16 protein-coding genes are annotated in these 17,015 nt (G+C 62.0%); 6 read left to right on the forward strand and 10 right to left on the reverse strand.

All coding sequences use genetic code 11. From position 1 onward, the window contains the following. Nucleotides 1-5 precede the first annotated feature (5 nt). The 5 genes from HMPREF3162_RS00725 to HMPREF3162_RS00745 form a co-directional block, all read right to left on the reverse strand. Entirely contained in the window at nt 6-911 is a 906-nt protein-coding gene (locus tag HMPREF3162_RS00725; RefSeq protein WP_070573335.1) for a polysaccharide deacetylase family protein, read from the reverse strand. 142 nt (nt 912-1,053) lie between these two features. Beyond that, on the reverse strand, nt 1,054-1,845 hold the full coding sequence (locus HMPREF3162_RS00730; RefSeq protein WP_070573333.1) for an enoyl-CoA hydratase/isomerase family protein: 792 nt from the start codon (nt 1,843-1,845) through the stop codon (nt 1,054-1,056). A gap of 103 nt (nt 1,846-1,948) precedes the next feature. Next, nucleotides 1,949-3,070 (reverse strand): bifunctional 2-methylcitrate synthase/citrate synthase, encoded by a 1,122-nt coding sequence (locus HMPREF3162_RS00735; protein WP_070776562.1) that lies wholly within the window; start codon nt 3,068-3,070, stop codon nt 1,949-1,951. Beyond that, nucleotides 3,067-3,972, reverse strand: a complete 906-nt coding sequence (gene prpB, locus HMPREF3162_RS00740) for a methylisocitrate lyase (protein WP_070573329.1) — start codon at nt 3,970-3,972, stop codon at nt 3,067-3,069. The genes HMPREF3162_RS00735 and prpB overlap by 4 nt, the downstream gene beginning before the upstream one ends. Before the next feature lie 90 nt (nt 3,973-4,062). Beyond that, nucleotides 4,063-5,559, reverse strand: a complete 1,497-nt coding sequence (locus HMPREF3162_RS00745) for an MmgE/PrpD family protein (protein ID WP_070776563.1) — start codon at nt 5,557-5,559, stop codon at nt 4,063-4,065. 262 nt (nt 5,560-5,821) lie between these two features. On the opposite strand from HMPREF3162_RS00745, the gene nadC reads away from it, so the two are divergent. The 4 genes from nadC (at nt 5,822) to HMPREF3162_RS00765 (ending at nt 8,892) form a co-directional block, all read left to right on the forward strand. Next, nucleotides 5,822-6,724, forward strand: a complete 903-nt coding sequence (gene nadC / locus HMPREF3162_RS00750) for a carboxylating nicotinate-nucleotide diphosphorylase (protein ID WP_070776564.1) — start codon at nt 5,822-5,824, stop codon at nt 6,722-6,724. Between the two features lie 61 nt (nt 6,725-6,785). Continuing rightward, nucleotides 6,786-7,322: a DUF4916 domain-containing protein gene (locus HMPREF3162_RS00755; protein WP_070776565.1), complete on the forward strand. Its 537-nt coding sequence runs from the start codon at nt 6,786-6,788 to the stop codon at nt 7,320-7,322. Nucleotides 7,323-7,367: 45 nt separating this feature from the next. After that, entirely contained in the window at nt 7,368-8,009 is a 642-nt protein-coding gene (locus tag HMPREF3162_RS00760) for a hypothetical protein (protein ID WP_070776566.1), read from the forward strand. Between the two features lie 145 nt (nt 8,010-8,154). Beyond that, nucleotides 8,155-8,892, forward strand: coding sequence for a VIT1/CCC1 transporter family protein (locus HMPREF3162_RS00765; RefSeq protein ID WP_070776628.1), 738 nt, complete (start codon nt 8,155-8,157; stop codon nt 8,890-8,892). A gap of 112 nt (nt 8,893-9,004) precedes the next feature. Here HMPREF3162_RS00765 and HMPREF3162_RS00770 read toward each other — a convergent pair whose 3' ends face one another. Further along, nucleotides 9,005-9,493: an NINE protein gene (locus tag HMPREF3162_RS00770; protein WP_070776567.1), complete on the reverse strand. Its 489-nt coding sequence runs from the start codon at nt 9,491-9,493 to the stop codon at nt 9,005-9,007. A 218-nt stretch (nt 9,494-9,711) separates the two neighbouring features. On the opposite strand from HMPREF3162_RS00770, the gene HMPREF3162_RS00775 reads away from it, so the two are divergent. Then, a complete protein-coding gene (locus HMPREF3162_RS00775; protein WP_070776568.1) occupies nt 9,712-11,307 on the forward strand; it encodes a cation:proton antiporter family protein in 1,596 nt (531 codons plus the stop codon). Nucleotides 11,308-11,316: 9 nt separating this feature from the next. On the opposite strand, the gene HMPREF3162_RS00780 is transcribed toward HMPREF3162_RS00775, so the two are convergent. Then, complete coding sequence (locus HMPREF3162_RS00780) at nt 11,317-12,030, reverse strand: GOLPH3/VPS74 family protein (RefSeq protein WP_070776569.1); 714 nt, start codon at nt 12,028-12,030, stop codon at nt 11,317-11,319. 121 nt (nt 12,031-12,151) lie between these two features. After that, the gene (locus HMPREF3162_RS00785) at nt 12,152-14,074 is read right to left on the reverse strand and encodes a BCCT family transporter (RefSeq protein WP_256278257.1); all 1,923 of its coding nucleotides are present in this window, start codon (nt 14,072-14,074) and stop codon (nt 12,152-12,154) included. A 190-nt stretch (nt 14,075-14,264) separates the two neighbouring features. Here HMPREF3162_RS00785 and radA point away from each other — a divergent pair, with 190 nt between their 5' ends. Then, complete coding sequence (gene radA, locus HMPREF3162_RS00790) at nt 14,265-15,614, forward strand: DNA repair protein RadA (RefSeq protein WP_070776570.1); 1,350 nt, start codon at nt 14,265-14,267, stop codon at nt 15,612-15,614. Nucleotides 15,615-15,684: 70 nt separating this feature from the next. Here the strand turns inward: radA and HMPREF3162_RS00795 are convergent, their stop codons facing one another. Both HMPREF3162_RS00795 and HMPREF3162_RS00800 read right to left on the reverse strand, forming a co-directional pair. After that, nucleotides 15,685-16,203 carry a gamma carbonic anhydrase family protein gene (locus HMPREF3162_RS00795; RefSeq protein WP_070776571.1) on the reverse strand — a complete coding sequence of 173 codons (519 nt, stop codon included), beginning with the start codon at nt 16,201-16,203 and terminating at the stop codon, nt 15,685-15,687. A gap of 47 nt (nt 16,204-16,250) precedes the next feature. Further along, the gene (locus HMPREF3162_RS00800) at nt 16,251-17,015 is read right to left on the reverse strand and encodes a hypothetical protein (RefSeq protein ID WP_176747317.1); all 765 of its coding nucleotides are present in this window, start codon (nt 17,013-17,015) and stop codon (nt 16,251-16,253) included.

The following is a 17,015-nucleotide window of genomic DNA, read 5'->3' on the forward strand; positions in this document are numbered from 1 at the left end:
TCAGATCACCACATGGGCGGACGCTGCTCGCCGTCGTACGGGAAGCGGTCACGGAAGTCTGCGGCTATTGTCTGCATGTCGACAAAGCGCACGCCCTCGTGACCGCCGATGTAGTCGATCAGCCGTTCGAGCATGAGCAGCACCTGCGGGCGACCGGCGACGTCCGGGTGGAGCGTGATCGGGAAGATGGCGTAGTCCAGTTCGCGGTAGATCCAGTCGAACTGGTCTTTCCACAGCTCTTCGATCGACCTGGGGTTGACGAAGCCGTGGGAATTGGGGCTGCCCTTGATGAACATCATGGGCGGGAGGTCGTCAACGTACCAGTTGGCCGGAATCTCTACGAGGTCTACCGACTTGCCGTATTCCAAGGGCACCATCCATTCGGATGCCTGCTTGGAGTAGTCGATCTTCGTCCACTTCTCACCCGTCCGCGCGTAATAGGGAACGAAGTCGCCGTGGCTCTGTGAGTGGTCGTAGTCGAGGCCGAACTCCAGCAGCAGCTCAGCTGTGCGCTCTGACATTTCCCACCAGGGAGCAACATAGCCCTTCGGCTGTTGTCCGGCGAGCTTGGCCAGAACCTCCAGGGAGCGCTCCATGACGTCGCGTTCCTGCTGAGCGGTCATGTCCACGGGGTTTTCGTGACTGTAGCCGTGCGCACCGATTTCGTGTCCGGCGTCGACGATCATTTTGACCTGTTCGGGGAAGGTCTCGGCGGAATGGCCGGGCACAAACCAGGTTGCGGGCAGTTCTCGCCGAGTGAGCATCTTTAGCAGGCGGGGAACCCCGATTTCACCGGCGTAGATGCCACGCTGAATGTCGTTCGGCGAATCCTGCCCACCGTAGGATCCAAGCCAACCGGATACAGCGTCGATGTCGATGCCGAAGCTGACCAGAATATCTTTCTTCGCCATGGGGCCTCCCTTCGCCCACCGGCAGAACCGCTGGTGAGCTAGTTCTGTCTGACGGGCGGCTGCCCGCCAGCGTCCGACTCCTGAGAGCCGGTTCACTTCAAGTATGACACCGGCGCAGCCCTGGGCGGGAGAGTCTGTCGGCTCAGTCGGGGAAGTCTGTTCGGCTTATGCTGAAATCGGGGCGGCGACGCTCGAAGAACGCTTCCTGTCCCCTGCTGATTTCCTTCGCATAACTTTCAGCCAGCCAGCCACCCTCGGCAGCCGTGAGGTGATCACCGCGCAGAATCCGCTTGGCCGCGGTCTGCGACAGAGCCGAACGGCCCGCAATCGTCTTCGCCTTCTCAACTGCCGTGGCCAGTGGGTCTTCGGAGACTTCGTGGAAGAAGCCCAGGTTGTTCATCCGGTCGAAGTCGACGATGTCTGCCGTCAGCAGAATGTAGCGGGCAAAGGACTCCCCCAGAACAGCTGCGAGCCTGCGCGTGGGTCCAGGCGGGTAGACGAGTCCCAGGCGGCCGGCCGTCACACCGTAGATCGAGCCGGGTTTGGCGATCCGCACATCGCACGCGGCTGCGATTTCTGTGCCGCCGCCCACGCAGTTGCCCTCAATCGCTGCAATCGTCGGAATGTCGACGTTCTCAACAGCGGCTTCCGCATTCGCGTTGGTGTTCCAGAACTCCTGCAGCGGCACGTTGAGGTCGTTGATGTCAGAACCGGCCGAGAAATGGCCGCCGGCGCCGGTGATGATGAGCACTGACACCTTTGGGTCGGCGTCGATGGCCGAGACGATTCCCGGCAGCGCCAACCACATTTCACGCGACAGGGCGTTGCGCTTTTCCGGCCGGGAGATGGTCAGTGTGGCAATGCCGTCTTCAACGCCGTATTCAAAGCCCTCAACCAGGGGGATATCTGCGGGGGTGGGCTGCTGATCTGTCATTTCTCTCCTCTGTTTGGCCGGTTCTGTGTGTGCGAAAGATGCCAATACGCACACGAGGCGGAGCCCAGAAAAGCCGGACTCCGCCTCGGTTGTGCTGCTTATGTCAGCGGTCGGTGGGAACCTCGCGCTGGTCGTAGCCGGAGTAGGCCGACAGCGGGCGGATCAGAGCGTTGTTGGCGGTCTGCTCCATGATGTGTGCCGTCCAGCCGGTGATGCGGGCCATGACGAAGATGGGCGTGAACTGTTCGGTGTCGAAGCCCATCAGGTGGTAGGCCGGGCCCGACGGGTAGTCGAGGTTCGGGTAGATGCCCTTGCGGGACACGAACTCTTCTTCGAAGGTGTTGTAGAGGTCGAGCAGTTCGTCAGCGCCCTTGACTTTGACCATGTCTTCAAACGCTGCGCGCATGGTGGGAACGCGCGAATCGCCGTTCTTGTACACGCGGTGGCCGAAGCCCATGATCTTCTGCTTGTTGGCAAGCGCGTTGTCAATGTATTCGGAGGCTTTGTCGGCCGTGCCGACTTCGGCCAGGGTCGCCATGACAGCTTCGTTTGCACCGCCGTGCAGAGCGCCCTTCAGTGCTCCGATGGCACCGGCGACCGAGGAGTGCATGTCCGAGGTCGTCGAGGTGATGACGCGGGCGGTGAAGGTCGAAGCGTTGAAGGAGTGCTCGGCGTAGAGGATGAGCGAAATGTCGAAGCAGCGAACGACTTCCTTCGCCGGAACTTCGCCGAAGACCATGTGGAAGAAGTTCTCCGCGTAGGTCAGGTCTTCCTTCGGGGCGATCGGGTCGAGCCCGTGGCGGCGGCGGTGGTCAATGGCCACGACGGTCGGCAGCTGGGCGTAGAGGCGTTCGGCCTTCGCGCGGTCGGCTTCTGGGCTGTTGTCTTCCGCCTGGGGGTCGACAGCACCGAGGTAGGCCACCGCGGTCTGCACCACGTGCATGGGGTGGGTGTCCTTCGGCAGACCCAGGATGAGGTCGACCAGCTTGGGGTCGATGTCGCGCTGGCTGCGTTCGCGCTCGGTGAACTCAGCGAGCTGTTCGGCAGTCGGCAGTTCGCCGTTCCAGATGAGGTAGGCGACTTCCTCAAAGCTGCAGTTGGCGGCCAGTTCCTGCACCGGGTAGCCGCGGTAGGTCAGCGAGTTGGTTTCCTGAACGACCTTCGAGATTTCGGTGGTGTCGACGACAACACCGGCCAGGCCCTTCTTGATTTCCTGTTCGGTCACTGGTGACCCTCCTGTGAGAAGTTGAAGACGTGGGCGTCGAACTCGTTGTACGCCGAGTAGTCGATCGTTTCATAGAGGTCAGCACGGGTCTGCATTGTGCTGACGAGGCTTTCCTGCGTGCCTTCGGTGCGGATGACCTGCAGGCCGCGCTTGATGGCGCCCATTGCCAGGCGCAGTGTTGTGACGGGGTAGATGACGAGCTTGACGCCTGCCGATTCGAGCTGCTGCGTGGTGAACAGTTCGCTCTTGCCGAACTCGGTCATATTGGCAAGGATCGGGGCGTCGACGGCCTTGGCGAACTGTTCGAATTCACCGAGGTCGCGCATTGCCTCGGGGAAGATGAGGTCTGCACCGGCGTCGATGTACGCCTTGGCGCGGTCGATTGCGGCGTCCAGGCCCTCACCGGCGCGGGCGTCGGTGCGGGCGCACAGGACGAAGTTTTCGTCGCGGCGACCGCGCACGGCAGCCGAGATGCGCTTGACCATTTCTTCTGTGCTGACGATCTCTTTGCCGTCCAGGTGGCCGCAGCGCTTGGGGTTGACTTGGTCTTCCAGGTGCATGCCGGCGATTCCGGCGTCTTCCATTTCCTGCACCGTGCGGGCGACGTTCATCGCCTCGCCCCAGCCGGTGTCGGCGTCGATGAATGTGGGCAGGTTCGTCACGCGCGAGATTGCGCGGCCGTGTTCTGCGACTTCCGTCAGCGTTGTCAGACCGATGTCGGGCAGGCCTTGGTCAGCGGAGAAAGCACCGCCGGAGATGTAGACGCCTTCGAAGCCCTCCTGCTCGATGATCTGAGCGTTGATCGGGTTGATGGCTCCGGGGAACTGAACGATTTTGTCCCCGGCCAGCAGCCGACGGAACTCTTCGCGGCGTTTGTGCGCCGGGGTGGTTGCTCCAAGCATGTGTTTCCCTTCTGATGGATTCCAGCTAGCGGGTGCGAGCCTGCCGCGCCCGTGTGGACGCGGCAGGCTCGCGTCATCTGCGATCAGAGATCAGAAGATGCCCGATGTGGTGGTCTTCTCCAGGCCGTCGACGACGAACGACAGTTCGCCGATTGCCTTGCCGTCAAGCTCGGCGAGGTTTTCTGCCAGGTCGATGAAGCGCTTCTGTTCGGAGTCCGACACGATGCCCTCGGCGAGCGTGTGGAACTTCTTAATGTAGTCAGCGCGCTCGAACGGACGTGCGCCGTTGGGGTGGGCGTCTGCGACAGCGAGTTCGTCGACCAGGGTCGAACCGTCTTCGAACTCGATTTCCACGCGACCGCCGAATGCCATTTCGTCTGGGTCGGTCGAGTGGTAGCGGCGGGTCCACTCGGGGTCTTCGCGGGTTTCGATCTTGTGCCACAGTTCGACCGTTTCGGGGCGTGCGGCACGTTCCGGTGCGTAGGAGTCGTTGTGGTGCCAGCCCTGGTCTTCCATTGCCACGGCGAAGATGTACATGATCGAGTGGTCGAGGGTTTCGCGCGAAGCCTTCGGGTCCATCTTCTGCGGGTCGTTTGCTCCAGTGCCGATCACGTTGTGCGTGTGGTGCGAGGTGTGGATCGTGATCTTCTTGATCTTCGAGAAGTCGTCGATCTGCTTGCCCATCTTGCGGGCGAGGTCGATGAGCGCCTGCGCCTGGTATTCGGCGGAGTGCTCCTTGGTGTAGGTGTCCATAATGGCGCGCTTGGCTTCGCCCTTGCCCGGCAGCGGGACGGTGTAGCGGGCTTCTGGACCGGAGAGGATCCAGGCGATGAAGCCGTCTTCACCTTCGTAGATGGGGTTCGGGGCACCTTCGCCGCGCATTGCGCGGTCGACCGATTCGATGGCCATCTTTGCGGCGAACGCGGGTGCGTGTGCCTTCCAGGACGAGATTTCGCCCTTGCGCGACTGGCGGGTGGCAGTGGTCACGTGCAGTGCCTGACCGATGGCCTGGAAGATGACTTCTTTGTCCAGGTGGAGCATGGCGCCGATGCCGGCTGCCGATGCGACGCCGAGGTGTGCAACGTGGTCGATTTTGTGTTCGTGCAGGCAGATGCCCTTGACCAGGTCGACCTGCATTTCGTATGCGGTCGCGATGCCGTTGATGAGGTCCTTGCCGCCGATTCCCTTGTGCTGGGCGACTGCGAGGACAGCCGGGATGTTGTCGCCGGGGTGCGAGTAGTCCTTCGCGAGGAAGGTGTCGTGGAAGTCAAGTTCGCGCACGGCTACGCCGTTGGCCCATGCCGCCCATTCGGGAGACACGCGGTAGTCGGTCGCCAGGCCGAAGATGTTGGCGCCGGGGGCCAGTCTGTGCGGCATTGCCTGTTCGCGGGCCGAGGTCGGGGCCTTGCGGTGGACCGATGCGGCGGCAACTGCGGCGTTGTCGATGACGCGGTTGATGACCATGTCCTGGACGTCGGCGTCGACCGGAACCGGGTCGACTGCGACTTCGGCCATCTTGTAGGCGAGTTGGTCTTCGTGAGCCAGCTTTTCGGTGCTCTTGTACGTGCGTACTTCGTGGTTGATCATGGGTTCTCCTCTGTGGTTGACCATGGTCGCGAAGGTGCGCGGGCGCGCACCCCGAAAGTATCTTGATATCAAGATAAGTCTAGCGTGACCGACTGCTCACTGTGCAACCGGCCACACTGTTTGTCCTAGGTCTCACTCTGCGGACATGCTCGAGCTTATGTTCCGAGCAGATCCCGTAGTCTGCCTGTGGTTGCCCGAAACACCCCGACTGCACATTCCCGCCCGCCGCCCAGCGGCCAGCCAGCGTCGAAAGGAAGCCCGAATGACACCGACCACCGCCATCAGCCGCCTCGAACTGCGCAGGCTGATCGACCGTTCCTTTGTCGAAGACGCACCCGCCGGGGACATCACGGCACAGACGTTCATCCCGGAGTCTGCTCCTTTCACCGGTGCTGTGTCCGCTCGCGAACCGGGCGTGATGGCAGACGGGGGCGTTTTCGCCGAAGTCATGAAGGCGGCTGCGGAGGAAAGCCGGACTGCGCCCGTTGAAGTTGAGGTGCTTATTGCCGATGGGCAGGAGTTCGCTGCCGGTGACCACCTGATCCGCATGTCCGGGCCGGCCCGCGCGGTGCTTCTGGGCGAGCGCCTGGGGCTGAACCTGCTGCAGCGCATGTGCGCGATTGCCGCTGCCACCAAAAAGTTCACTGACGAGGCGCAGCGCGGCTTTGCGCGCAGCTCACGGGGGCAGGGCTCGGTGCGGGTGGCCGACACCCGCAAGACAACACCGGGGCTGCGGTTCCTGGAACGGTACGCAGTGCGCTGCGGCGGTGGGCACAATCACCGCCGCGGACTGTCTGATGCCGTGATGCTCAAAGACAATCACCTGTCGCTGCTGGGCGAAGGGGACGCGCTCACACAAGCACTGCGCGAAGGCATCGCCGAGCTTGGCCACACTGTGCACGTTGAGGTCGAAGTGGATCGAAGGGAGCAGATCGAGCCGGTTGTCGCAGCGGGCGTAGACACCATCATGCTTGATAACTTCACCCCCGAACAGCTGCGCGAAGGCGTCGAGCAGGTGGCAGGCCGTGCTGTCGTGGAGGCAAGCGGAGGGGTCAATCTGAGCACGATTGCGGACATTGCCGCCACCGGCGTCGACGTCATCTCCGTTGGCGCTCTGACTCACTCGGTCGTCAACCTCGACCTGGGCCTCGACGCTCTGGACTGACGTGGGCCCACTCTGATCGAGAGGGGCTGATCTCAGCGGTTTCTGCCGCTACGATTGCCCCATGACGCGCACAGCTCTGGACTACGACAACAACTGGTTCTCAGCAGACGAACTGGCTTACCTGCGCCGCCGACTGCCGATCACCTATGTGCACGCCGTTCCGCTTCTGCTGGGCACGGCAGGCGAAGTCGAGCGCATCGGACTGCTCATGCGCCAATCGGAAGGCCGACTGGGGCGCGAACTCGTGGGCGGACGCGTCAAGTATCACGAGCCTTTGCGAGCCGCCCTGCAGCGGCACCTCGAAAGTGATCTGGGCCCGCTCGCGCTGCCGCGCATGCCGGAATCGCTCACCCCGTTCCACGTTGCCGAGTACTTTCCAACAGAGGGCGAATCTCGCTATTACGATCCGCGGCAGCACGCAATTGCGCTGTGCTACACGGTTCCCGTCACCGGAGAGTGCCAGCCCAGCCAGGACGCGCTGTCCGTTGACTGGTACACCCCGGCCCAGGCAGTCGCAGACACCGTGGCCGCAGACATGGCGCACGGACAGCACAACATTGTGAAACTTGCCCTGGCCCACTGCGGAGCGCTCCCGTAAGCCGCGGTTCTGCGCAGCGGGCCGCTGCCGATCGGAGAGCTCCAGATGACCTATAACGGTACGGCCTGGTTGACGAGCCGAGAGCCTTTGCAGGTCGATGTGCTCGGACTGACCCTGAGCACACGAATACCAGATTTCGGCAACATGTCAGCTGCGGCGATTCTCCACCCTTTCGAGGACGAGAACGGCCGACCGCTCGAATGGCAGGAGGCTGACAAGACCCTGGGTGCGGACGCAATCGAACTCTCAGCGGGACGGGATCGGTTCTCACCTGCCACCGGAGAACTGGATCAGACTCAAGCGAAGACCCTGCTGCAGATTCTGTGCCCCTTTCGGACATCTGTGCTGCTTGGCTTCAGCGCGGATGTTCTGGTTACCCCGTCCTCACCGCATACCGATATGCATCGCAACGCAGAAGGCCGGATCGTCGCATCTGATCAGCAACTCGTGGCTGCCGGCAGTGAACGGTTCCTCATCCACCAGTTCACTGGTACGGGTCTTGAGCTGATGGAGTCGCTGCGTACAGCTCAGGGGTGGATCGAGTGGCCTGACTTGATGTGGGCAGATGACAGAACCTGGATGCTCGATTCGCATTGGGATGCGCCGTTCACCGTCGTAGCCGCTGACGCGGAGACGATAGACCGCATCTCTTCGTGCCCTGGGCTCGACTCCTTAAAGCTCCGCTGAATGTTCGGATGACTTCTTGACTGGATCAACATCCCCGGTCAGTACACCTCCCGGTATTACGCCCCTGCTGTAAGGCGCACCTAGCCTTTCTTTGGAGCGCCTGTCCTTCGTGGCGGACCGCATCGAAAAGTACGACGCTTATGGCATGACAGAGAAAGCTGCATTCGCAGACCACGTCCAGCGAGACGAACCACACGGCGCTTCAGGCACCGCACAGAAACTCAACTGGCTGCGCGCCGGTGTGCTCGGCGCCAACGACGGCATTGTGTCAGTTGCCGCGGTTGTCGTCGGCGTTGCCGGTGCAACCGCCAACCTCGGCGCTATCGCCACAGCGGGTGCTGCCGCAGTGCTCGGCGGGGCAGTGTCGATGGCGCTGGGTGAATACGTGTCGGTGTACACGCAAAACGACGCAGAGCACGACATGATTGCGCGCGAAAAGCGCGAACTGGCCGAAGATCCAGACGGTGAACTCGAAGAGCTCACGGCCCTCTACCAGGAGCGCGGGCTGTCACGCGAAACAGCGGAAGCCGTTGCACAGGAACTCACGGCGAAGGATGCCCTGCGGGCACACCTGACAATGGAGCTCAACCTCGACGAAGACGATATTGTCAGCCCGTGGCACGCCGCATGGGCATCGTTCTTCGCCTTTCTCGTCGGTGCGATTCTGCCGATGCTCGCCATTCTCCTGCCGCCGCCCGAACTGCGCATCGGCGTCACTGCCGTGGCTACTCTCGTCGCACTCGGCCTCACGGGAGCCCTCGGGGCCAAACTCGGCGGAGGCTCCCCAACCAAGGCTGCCATTCGCGTGGTGATCGGCGGGGCCTTGGCGCTGCTGGTGACCTATCTTGTGGGCGCTTTTCTGGGAACCTCAGTGGGTGTGTAGGTTCCGAACGAGCAGAATCCACCCAGAAACGGTTTGAGCCGCGAACACTGTGTTCGCGGCTCAAACCGTTTTCTTATCCAGCGCAAGGCCGGGCGTGACGATCAGCTGCGCATCAGTTGGGGCGCAGCGGCAGGCCGTTGGAGTCCTTGGCGTTGCCCGCCAGCATGATGATGCCGTCGATGAAGCCCCACAGCGACCCAAAGCCCAGGGTCACGAACGTGACGATCAGCTGGGCAACACCGATGCCGACGTGGCCTGTGTAGAACCGGCCAACACCGAGACCGCCCAGGAGGATGCCGAGCAGGCCCGCAACCAGCTTGGACTTTTCGCTGTAGGGCAGACCCGTGACCGGGTCGTAGCCGTAGGGCGCGCCGGGCGAACCGGGCTGTCCGGGGGCCGCCTGGTATGTGCCGGGCTGACCGGGTGAGCCCTGCTGCCCCTGTCCGGGGTAGCCTGCGCCGGGCTGGCTGTACGAACTGTAGTCTGCCGACTGGTTCGACGGGGCAGCTTCCGGTGCGGGACCCGCATCCGACCCCTGCGAGGTGGTGCCGTCTGCGCTGTTCGGGACGCTGCTGTGGGGGTCGTTGGGCGGCTGAGCCATATTGTCCTCCGTGAATGTGATGTGTGCCTATACAGCAATACCGGTCAACACTGTACCCGGCTTCGCGCTCAGGTTGTCAGAACATGACGGCTGCCGACTGCTGTTTGCATCAGCAAAGCCGCCCAGCGGACGCTCACTCCGAGCTGTTGTGCCCCAGAAGCGCAGACAGCCGGAGGCGTTTCGCCCACGGCGGAACAAAACGTAGTTAACTGTGATGCATGGAACTATTCATCATCTATGTGGCGATTGTGTTTCTGTGCGGCCTTGCCGCGTGGGCTGTACGCCTGCCTCCGCTCATCGGCTTCCTAGCCGCCGGGTTCATCCTCCACGCACGGGGCGTGGAACAGCTCCAGGCGATGGAAGTCCTGGCCGACATCGGCGTCACGCTCATGCTTTTCGCCATCGGCCTGCGCTTGGACCTGAAAGCGCTCACGGACAAGGCCGTGTGGCTCACAGCCGGCGTTCACATAGTGATCATGACCGCTATAAGCGCAGCTTTCATCACCGCACTCAATATTCTCGGCGCATTCGGGCCGACCGATTTTCAGGTTGCACTGCGCATCGGCGTGGTGCTGGCGTTTTCGTCGACCATAGTGGTCATCAAAATCCTGCAGGACCGAGGAGACGAGCAGTCCCTCTACGGCAATATCTGTGTGGGCATCCTCATCATGCAGGACATTGCCGCCGTCGTGTTCATCAGCATTCTGCGCGGCGAAGCACCCAGCGCGTGGTCTCTCAGCCTGGTGCTGATCATTCCGCTTCTCATGGTCGCCACTCGCCGCTGGTACAAGCTCGGCCACGGTGAACTCGGCGCTCTCTTCGGCATCGCTATGGCCCTCATTCCCGGTTACGCGTTGTTTGAGTTCTTCGGCCTGTCCGGCAGCCTGGGAGCTCTCATCATGGGGCTCGTATTGGCCCGCTCCCCCGGCGCGGAACAGCTTTCTCACGCCCTGTTCACTTTCAAAGAGCTCATGCTGGTGGCTTTCTTCGTCAATGTGGGCTTCATGGGCCTGCCCACCATGCAGAACCTGGGCGATGCATTCCTGCTTCTGCTGCTCATCCCCGTGCAGGCAGTCCTGTTCTGGGCGATTCTTTGGTACTTGGGGCTGCGCAACCGCACGGCCGTGCTGGCTGCACTTCTGCTGGCGAACTATTCGGAATTCTCACTCATCATTGCGGCGATGGGCGTACACGACGGCTGGCTGGATACCCGCTGGATGCTGTCGCTCGTACTGGCGGTGTCGCTGAGCTTCATAGTGTCCGCAGTGCTCAACCCCCAGTCGGTTTCCCCGGCCACACACCTGGCCCAGCGTCTTCCGACCCGTCCTCCCCATCTGATTCATCCAGAAGACCGCCCAATCGAACTCGGCAGTGCACGCGCCCTCATCCTCGGCATGGGCCGCGTGGGTCAGGCCTGCTACGCGGAGCTGACGGGGATTCTCGGCGATGACCAGGTTCTGGGCGTCGAACACGACCCCGTGCGCGTTCGCGAACTTCAGGAGAAGGGCTTCAACGTGGTGGAAGGTGACGCTACCGACATCGACTTCTGGGCGCGCGTCAAAGCCGCCCACCAGATCGACATGATCATGCTCGCCATGCCCGCACAGCACGCCAATGTCGACACCGTGAAGGAAATCCACGCTTCTCACGTTGACACTGAGAACACCACGATCGCATCCGTGGCCATGTACATCGAAGACGTCGAAGAGCTCAGCGAATTGGGTCTCGACGTGGTGGTGCACTTGCAGGACGGCGCGGGTGAAAGCCTAGCCGAGCGCACCCTCATCAAGCACGCCCGCACCAAGGAGCAGTGACAGCGGGAGTCAGGAGCTGGTGACCACGGTGGTCGAGGCTGCAATGGCGGCGCTGGCTGCCATAATGGCGGCTTCGTCTGCGGCTTTCTTGATGGCCTTGCGCACCGCACTGTCAGCGGCCGAAGCTTCTGCGGCTTCCTGCGCCTGCTCGATGAGCTCCTTGCGATTCGGCGCGGAGCCGTCGATCGCGTGCTCCACCTTCTTCCCCGCGGCCAGAAACCCCAGGAGCGCGCCGGTGCGTTCGTCCACTTTCGGCGCTGTGCTGATGGGCCCGGTGTCCAGCTGGCGCGCAATCGACTTTCGCAGCTCATCACCGGTGACTCCCTCAGCCAGCCGCCACGCGGTGCCGGCGGGAATGAACAGAAACTTTTTCTGCTTGGAGCGCACAACGCCCAGCTCTTTCAGCCGCTCCATAAGCGAGCGGTGCAGATTCTCTGTCAACGCCTCTATGGCTTTCTGCGTTGTCAGAGGTTTTTTGCTTTTCTCCTGTTCATCCCTCAGACGTGCCAGCGCTGTCGCCAGAAACGGATCAGCAGGCGTCGTGCCTTCCGTGATCCCCACCCGAGGCCTCCTCTGCTGCAGGTCCGGCACAGCGACAGCACCGACCAGCACAAGATCACAGAAGACCGCCCCGGCGAGCATCGCATCGATGTCTTTGCCGGTGGCCACTGGGCCTTCGGGCTTGCTCAGCAGAACAATGAGGTCATCAGCAATTAGGCTCATAGCTCCAACTGTAGTGCCCCGGGCCCAGAAAAGCAGTGTTATCAGAAAATATTCGAGGTGACGAAAAGGCACGAGGTGGAACTCCACCTCGTGCCTTTTCTCATGACTTCCGCTCCTGTCGTCAGTCCTCGGACTGCGGCGGATTCTTTTTGCGCTTGGGCAGCAGAGCAGGTGCCGTGCGCTCGATGCGGTAGTCAATCCGGTTGTCCAGGCTCTCTTCCCATTCGCGGCGCATGCGGTCAGACCAGTCTTCGTCTGGCACCAATCCGCCTTCGGAAAGATCGTCAACCACAGCTTCGCGCACGTGCTCGGTCAGTGCCTGTGCGCGGCCCAACAGACGCTGACGCTCGATCAGCTTCTGGTCGAGCTTGAGCGAACGCAGAGTCGCAAAGCACATGAGCAGCAGAATGATGCTGAACGGCAAAGCGGTGGCAAGTGCGCCCGCCTGAATAGACTCCAAACCGCCCGACACCAGCAGGGCGATGGCGATCGCACCTTCGAGGAACGCCCACAGAACACGTGTCCACAGCTTCGGATTGGGGTGGCCGCCCGAGCACAGCATGCACACCACCAGCGAACCGGAGTCTGAGGAGGTGATGAAGAAGATCGTCACCAGAATGATCGCGATGACTGACAGCACACTTCCCAGCGGAAGCGTGTTCAGCACCTGGAAGAGCGCGCTTTCGGCCACAACGCCTTCGCCGGATGCCTTATCCCACAGGTCTCCCACCGTCAGCTGGCGCAGAATGCCGGTCGAACCCATCACCGAGAACCACAGGAAGCCGACCGCTGTGGGCACGAAAATGACGCCCATGATGAATTCACGAATTGTGCGGCCGCGAGAAATGCGGGCGATGAACACGCCGACAAAGGGTGCCCACGAAATCCACCAGCCCCAGTAGAACAGGGTCCAGGAAGAAGCCCAGGTCTGGCCGTCATCGCCAGTGTAGGTGGCGGTGTCCATCGTCATGTTGAAGAAATCGGCCAGGTAGAAGCCGAGGGACTCCACCAGATTGCGGAAGATGAAAACAGTCGGGCCCAGGATGATGATCGACACCAGCAGAACGCCTGCCAGAGTCAGGTTTCCCGTCGAGAGCCACTTAATGCCCTTGCCCAGGCCGCTGACCACGGATGTCGTGGCAAGCAGCGTGATGACCACGATGAGCACGACCAGCAGAGTTTCGCTCACCTCGCTGATCAGCCCCATCGACTGCACACCGGCAGCAATCTGCTGGACGCCCAGTCCCAGCGACGTAGCGACGCCGAAGATGGTTCCCATGACGGCGACGACGTCAACGGCATCGCCCAGCCAGCCGTGGACGCGTTTGCCCAGGATCGGTTCGAGTGCCCAGCGGATCGACACGGGGCGTCCGCGGCGGTGAATGCCGTAGGCCAGGGCCAGGCCGATGATGGCGTAGATCGACCACGGGTGCAGGCCCCAGTGGATGAAGGTTTGGGCCATGCCGTGTTTGGCCAGCTGTTCGGGCCCGCCTTCCCAGCCGGGCTTCGGGTCTGATGTCGCGTAGATCAGCGGTTCCGCCACACCGTAGAACACCAGTCCCACACCCATACCGGCGGCGAACAGCATGGAGAACCAGGGGATCAAGCCGAATTCAGGTTCTTCGTTGTCCCGACCCAATCTGATTCCGCCGTACTTGCTCAGCCCGAAGTACAGGGCGAACACGATGAAGATCGCCACCACGAGCATGTACCACCAGCCGAGCGCACTGACGATCCACTCCTGCGCAGTGGTCAGAACAGTGCCGGTGACATCGGGCAGGGCGATCGCGGCGACCGTGAGGACCGCCGTGATGATGAGCGAGGGCCAGAAGACTCGCGGGGTGACGAAGCCCCGGCCGATTCTCACGCCCTGCGCGCGCAGCTGCCCCGTAATGCGCAGGTCAGCCGCTTCATTGTCGATGGGGCGGACTTCGCCTGCCTCAGGGTCGAGCGGGTCGACCAGTGCGACGTCCTCAGATTGGCTGAGTCTGTCTTCTAGGTCTGTGTGGGCGTCGGGGCGTTTGGCCGAATTGTCGGCTGTCATCCTTCGTCCTTTTCTGTCAGCTGATGTCTGGTCAAATCTCCACACTACACAGGCACGGTTTTCGCAGGAGGTTTGCAGACTGTACCGCGTGGACGTTTGGGGCTGGGTTCTGCCGTTGTCGAAGGCTTACGAGGCGGAGGCCGGTCTGGTCTGCTGCCGCTGTGTCAGTGCCTCATGGCACTCTGTGCATATGACTTACGAATGCACCGACTGCGGCTACCGAAGCCCCAAGTGGCTTGGCCGCTGCCCCAAGTGCGGGGAATGGGGAACTTTGGAAGAGGCCGTCCAGCTGGGTGCTTCTGCCAAGACGAAAGCGACTAAGCCGACAGCGCTCACTGCTGCCAAACCCATGACGGAAATCGATCCCGCCTCAGCTCGTGCACGCTCCACGCAGGTCGATGAACTCGATCGTGTGCTCGGCGGCGGGTTTGTTCCCGGTGGGGTTGTTCTGCTCGCGGGTGAACCCGGTGTGGGGAAGTCGACTCTGCTGCTGGATGTTGCGGGCAAGGCCGCTGCGGTCGGGCAGCGGGTTCTCTACGTGACGGGCGAAGAATCCCAGGGGCAGGTGCGCGGTCGCGCGGAGCGAATCGGTGCGGTGCAGTCAAACCTTCTGCTGGCGGCAGAAACTGACCTCGCCACAGTGCTGGGCCAGATCGAGGCGGTTTCTCCGGACCTTCTGATCGTTGATTCCGTGCAGACCATAGGGTCTTCGGAGGTCTCCGGGGTTCCCGGAGGTGTCACCCAGGTTCGGGAAGTCGCCGCGTCGCTTATTCGCGAAGCAAAGGTGCGCGGCCTTCCCACTATTCTCGTAGGCCACATAACCAAGGACGGCAATGTCGCAGGTCCGCGGCTGTTGGAACACCTGGTGGATGTCGTGTGCAGCTTCGAAGGCGACAGACATTCGCGCATGCGGATTCTGCGAGCGCTGAAGAACCGCTATGGCACAACTGACGAAGTGGGCCTGTTCGACATGGACGAAACCGGCATCAGCAGTGTGGTTGACCCGGCGCAGATGTTCGTCGGCTCGTCGAACTCCCCGGGAACCTGTTTGACGGTTGCGCTCGAAGGCAAACGCGCCATGATTGTCGAAATCCAGGCGCTGGTTGATCCACAGGAGGGCGGCGGGTCACCGCGGCGGGTGGTCAACGGGCTCGACTCTTCCCGTGTCGCTATGAACATCGCCGTTGTCGGCCGCAGTTTGGAACAGAGCATCAGCGGCCGGAATGACGTCTACGTGTCGACCGTCGGCGGCATCAAACTGTCCGAACCTGCAGTCGATCTGGGCGTGTGCCTGGCCTTAGCCGGGGCATATGCCGGCAGACCGCCCAAAGACAGGCTGGTTGCAGTCGGCGAAATCAGCCTCTCGGGTGAAATCCGCCGTGTTCCGGGAATTCAGCAGCGCCTGATCGAAGCATCTCGGCTGGGATTCAGCCGTGCCATTGTTGCTCAAGGGTCGCTCACCGACATCACGGTGCCGGTGGGCATGCGCGTGGCAGAGTGCACATCACTGCGCGATGCCGTCGACATCGCCTACAGCTGATCACTCTGCGCAGTTAGGCCAGGTCCCGGCGGGTATGCGCTGGCCCGCCGCCCCTGAGCAAGAACACAGCTCAGCCAATGGCCTTTGCGTGGCGACGGGCGGTTTCAACGTAGTGCGCTGCTGACTGCGGCAGGAAGTCGAGTTCTTCCTGAGTGAGTTCACGGCGAACTTTCGCGGGAGCACCGGCGACAAGCGAACCATCGGGAACTTCTGTGCCTTCCAGCACCAGAGCACCGGCGGCCACAAGACAGTCCTTGCCGATCCGCGCCCCGTTCATGATGGTGGCGGACATGCCGATGAGCGTGCGATCGCCAATGGTGCTGCCGTGAACAACAGCGCTGTGGCCGACGGTCACGTCGTTGCCGACAGTGCACGGAAAGTCTTCGTCAGCGTGCAGAACCACATTGTCCTGCAGGTTGGTGCGCTCTCCCACCGAGATCGTCGCGGTGTCACCGCGGACTGAAGCTCCGTAGAAAGCACTGGAGTCTTCGGCCATGATCACATCGCCGGAAAGAGTGGCTGTCGGAGCGAGAAAAGCGGCGTCGTCAGCTTTCGGGACGCCATTGTCCAGAGGAATGATGTGTGCCATGTCACCATCTTAGCCAGCAGCGGCCGTGTGGTTCCACCCGCCGGTCCTCAGTTCTTGCTGTCCTTCTTGTCTTCCTTACCGCTCTGGTCTGCTTTGTCGTCCTTTTTGTCCGAGCCGTCTTTGCCGCCTTCATCAGAGTTGTCTTTGCCGTCATTGGGCTTTCCGACAACGGTGAAGTCGTGCGGCGGGCTAGCCGCGTCACCCAGCTTCACAACCAGCTGGTATTGGCCCGGCTCGAAGCTGTCAGCCGTTTTGTTGCAGTTCTGGTCCGTTGGCACGAGCGACCACGTCAGCGAGGTCTTCTTCGCAGATCCCGGTGCAAACACCCGCTGTTCGTCCTGTCCCTCACTGGAACACCATGCTGAGTCCCACACGGTTTTGTCATTCTGCTGAATGATGAACTGCTGCGAAGCAGAGCCGACCTCAATCTGACACTCAGCGCTGTGCTCATTCTTGACGTTGAGAGTCATGGTGGCCTTGTCGCCGGCCTTGTACTTGTCTTTGTCCATCCCCGCGGTGAGGGTCACCTGATCAGTGGGGCACACGCCGCTGGCTTCATCGCCCTGCGGCCCGGGGGCTTCTTCCTTCTGCTCGGAGTCCGCTTCTCCAGCAGCCGACTGGGGTTCTTGTTCCGGTTTGGCGGTCTGGTCGCCAGAGCCGGACAGTGCCTGCACAAGCAGGACGATTCCGACGATGAACAGGGCCAGGATCAACACGGCCAAGCCCAGCACCGTCATGCGGCGGCGTCGATACACTTCGGGAGGATGGCGGCGCACGGGCGCCGTCGGCCTCGGAGCACTGGAAGGAGTCAT

The organism is Brevibacterium sp. HMSC07C04 (genome assembly GCF_001815905.1).
Taxonomy (GTDB): Bacteria; Actinomycetota; Actinomycetes; order Actinomycetales; family Brevibacteriaceae; genus Brevibacterium.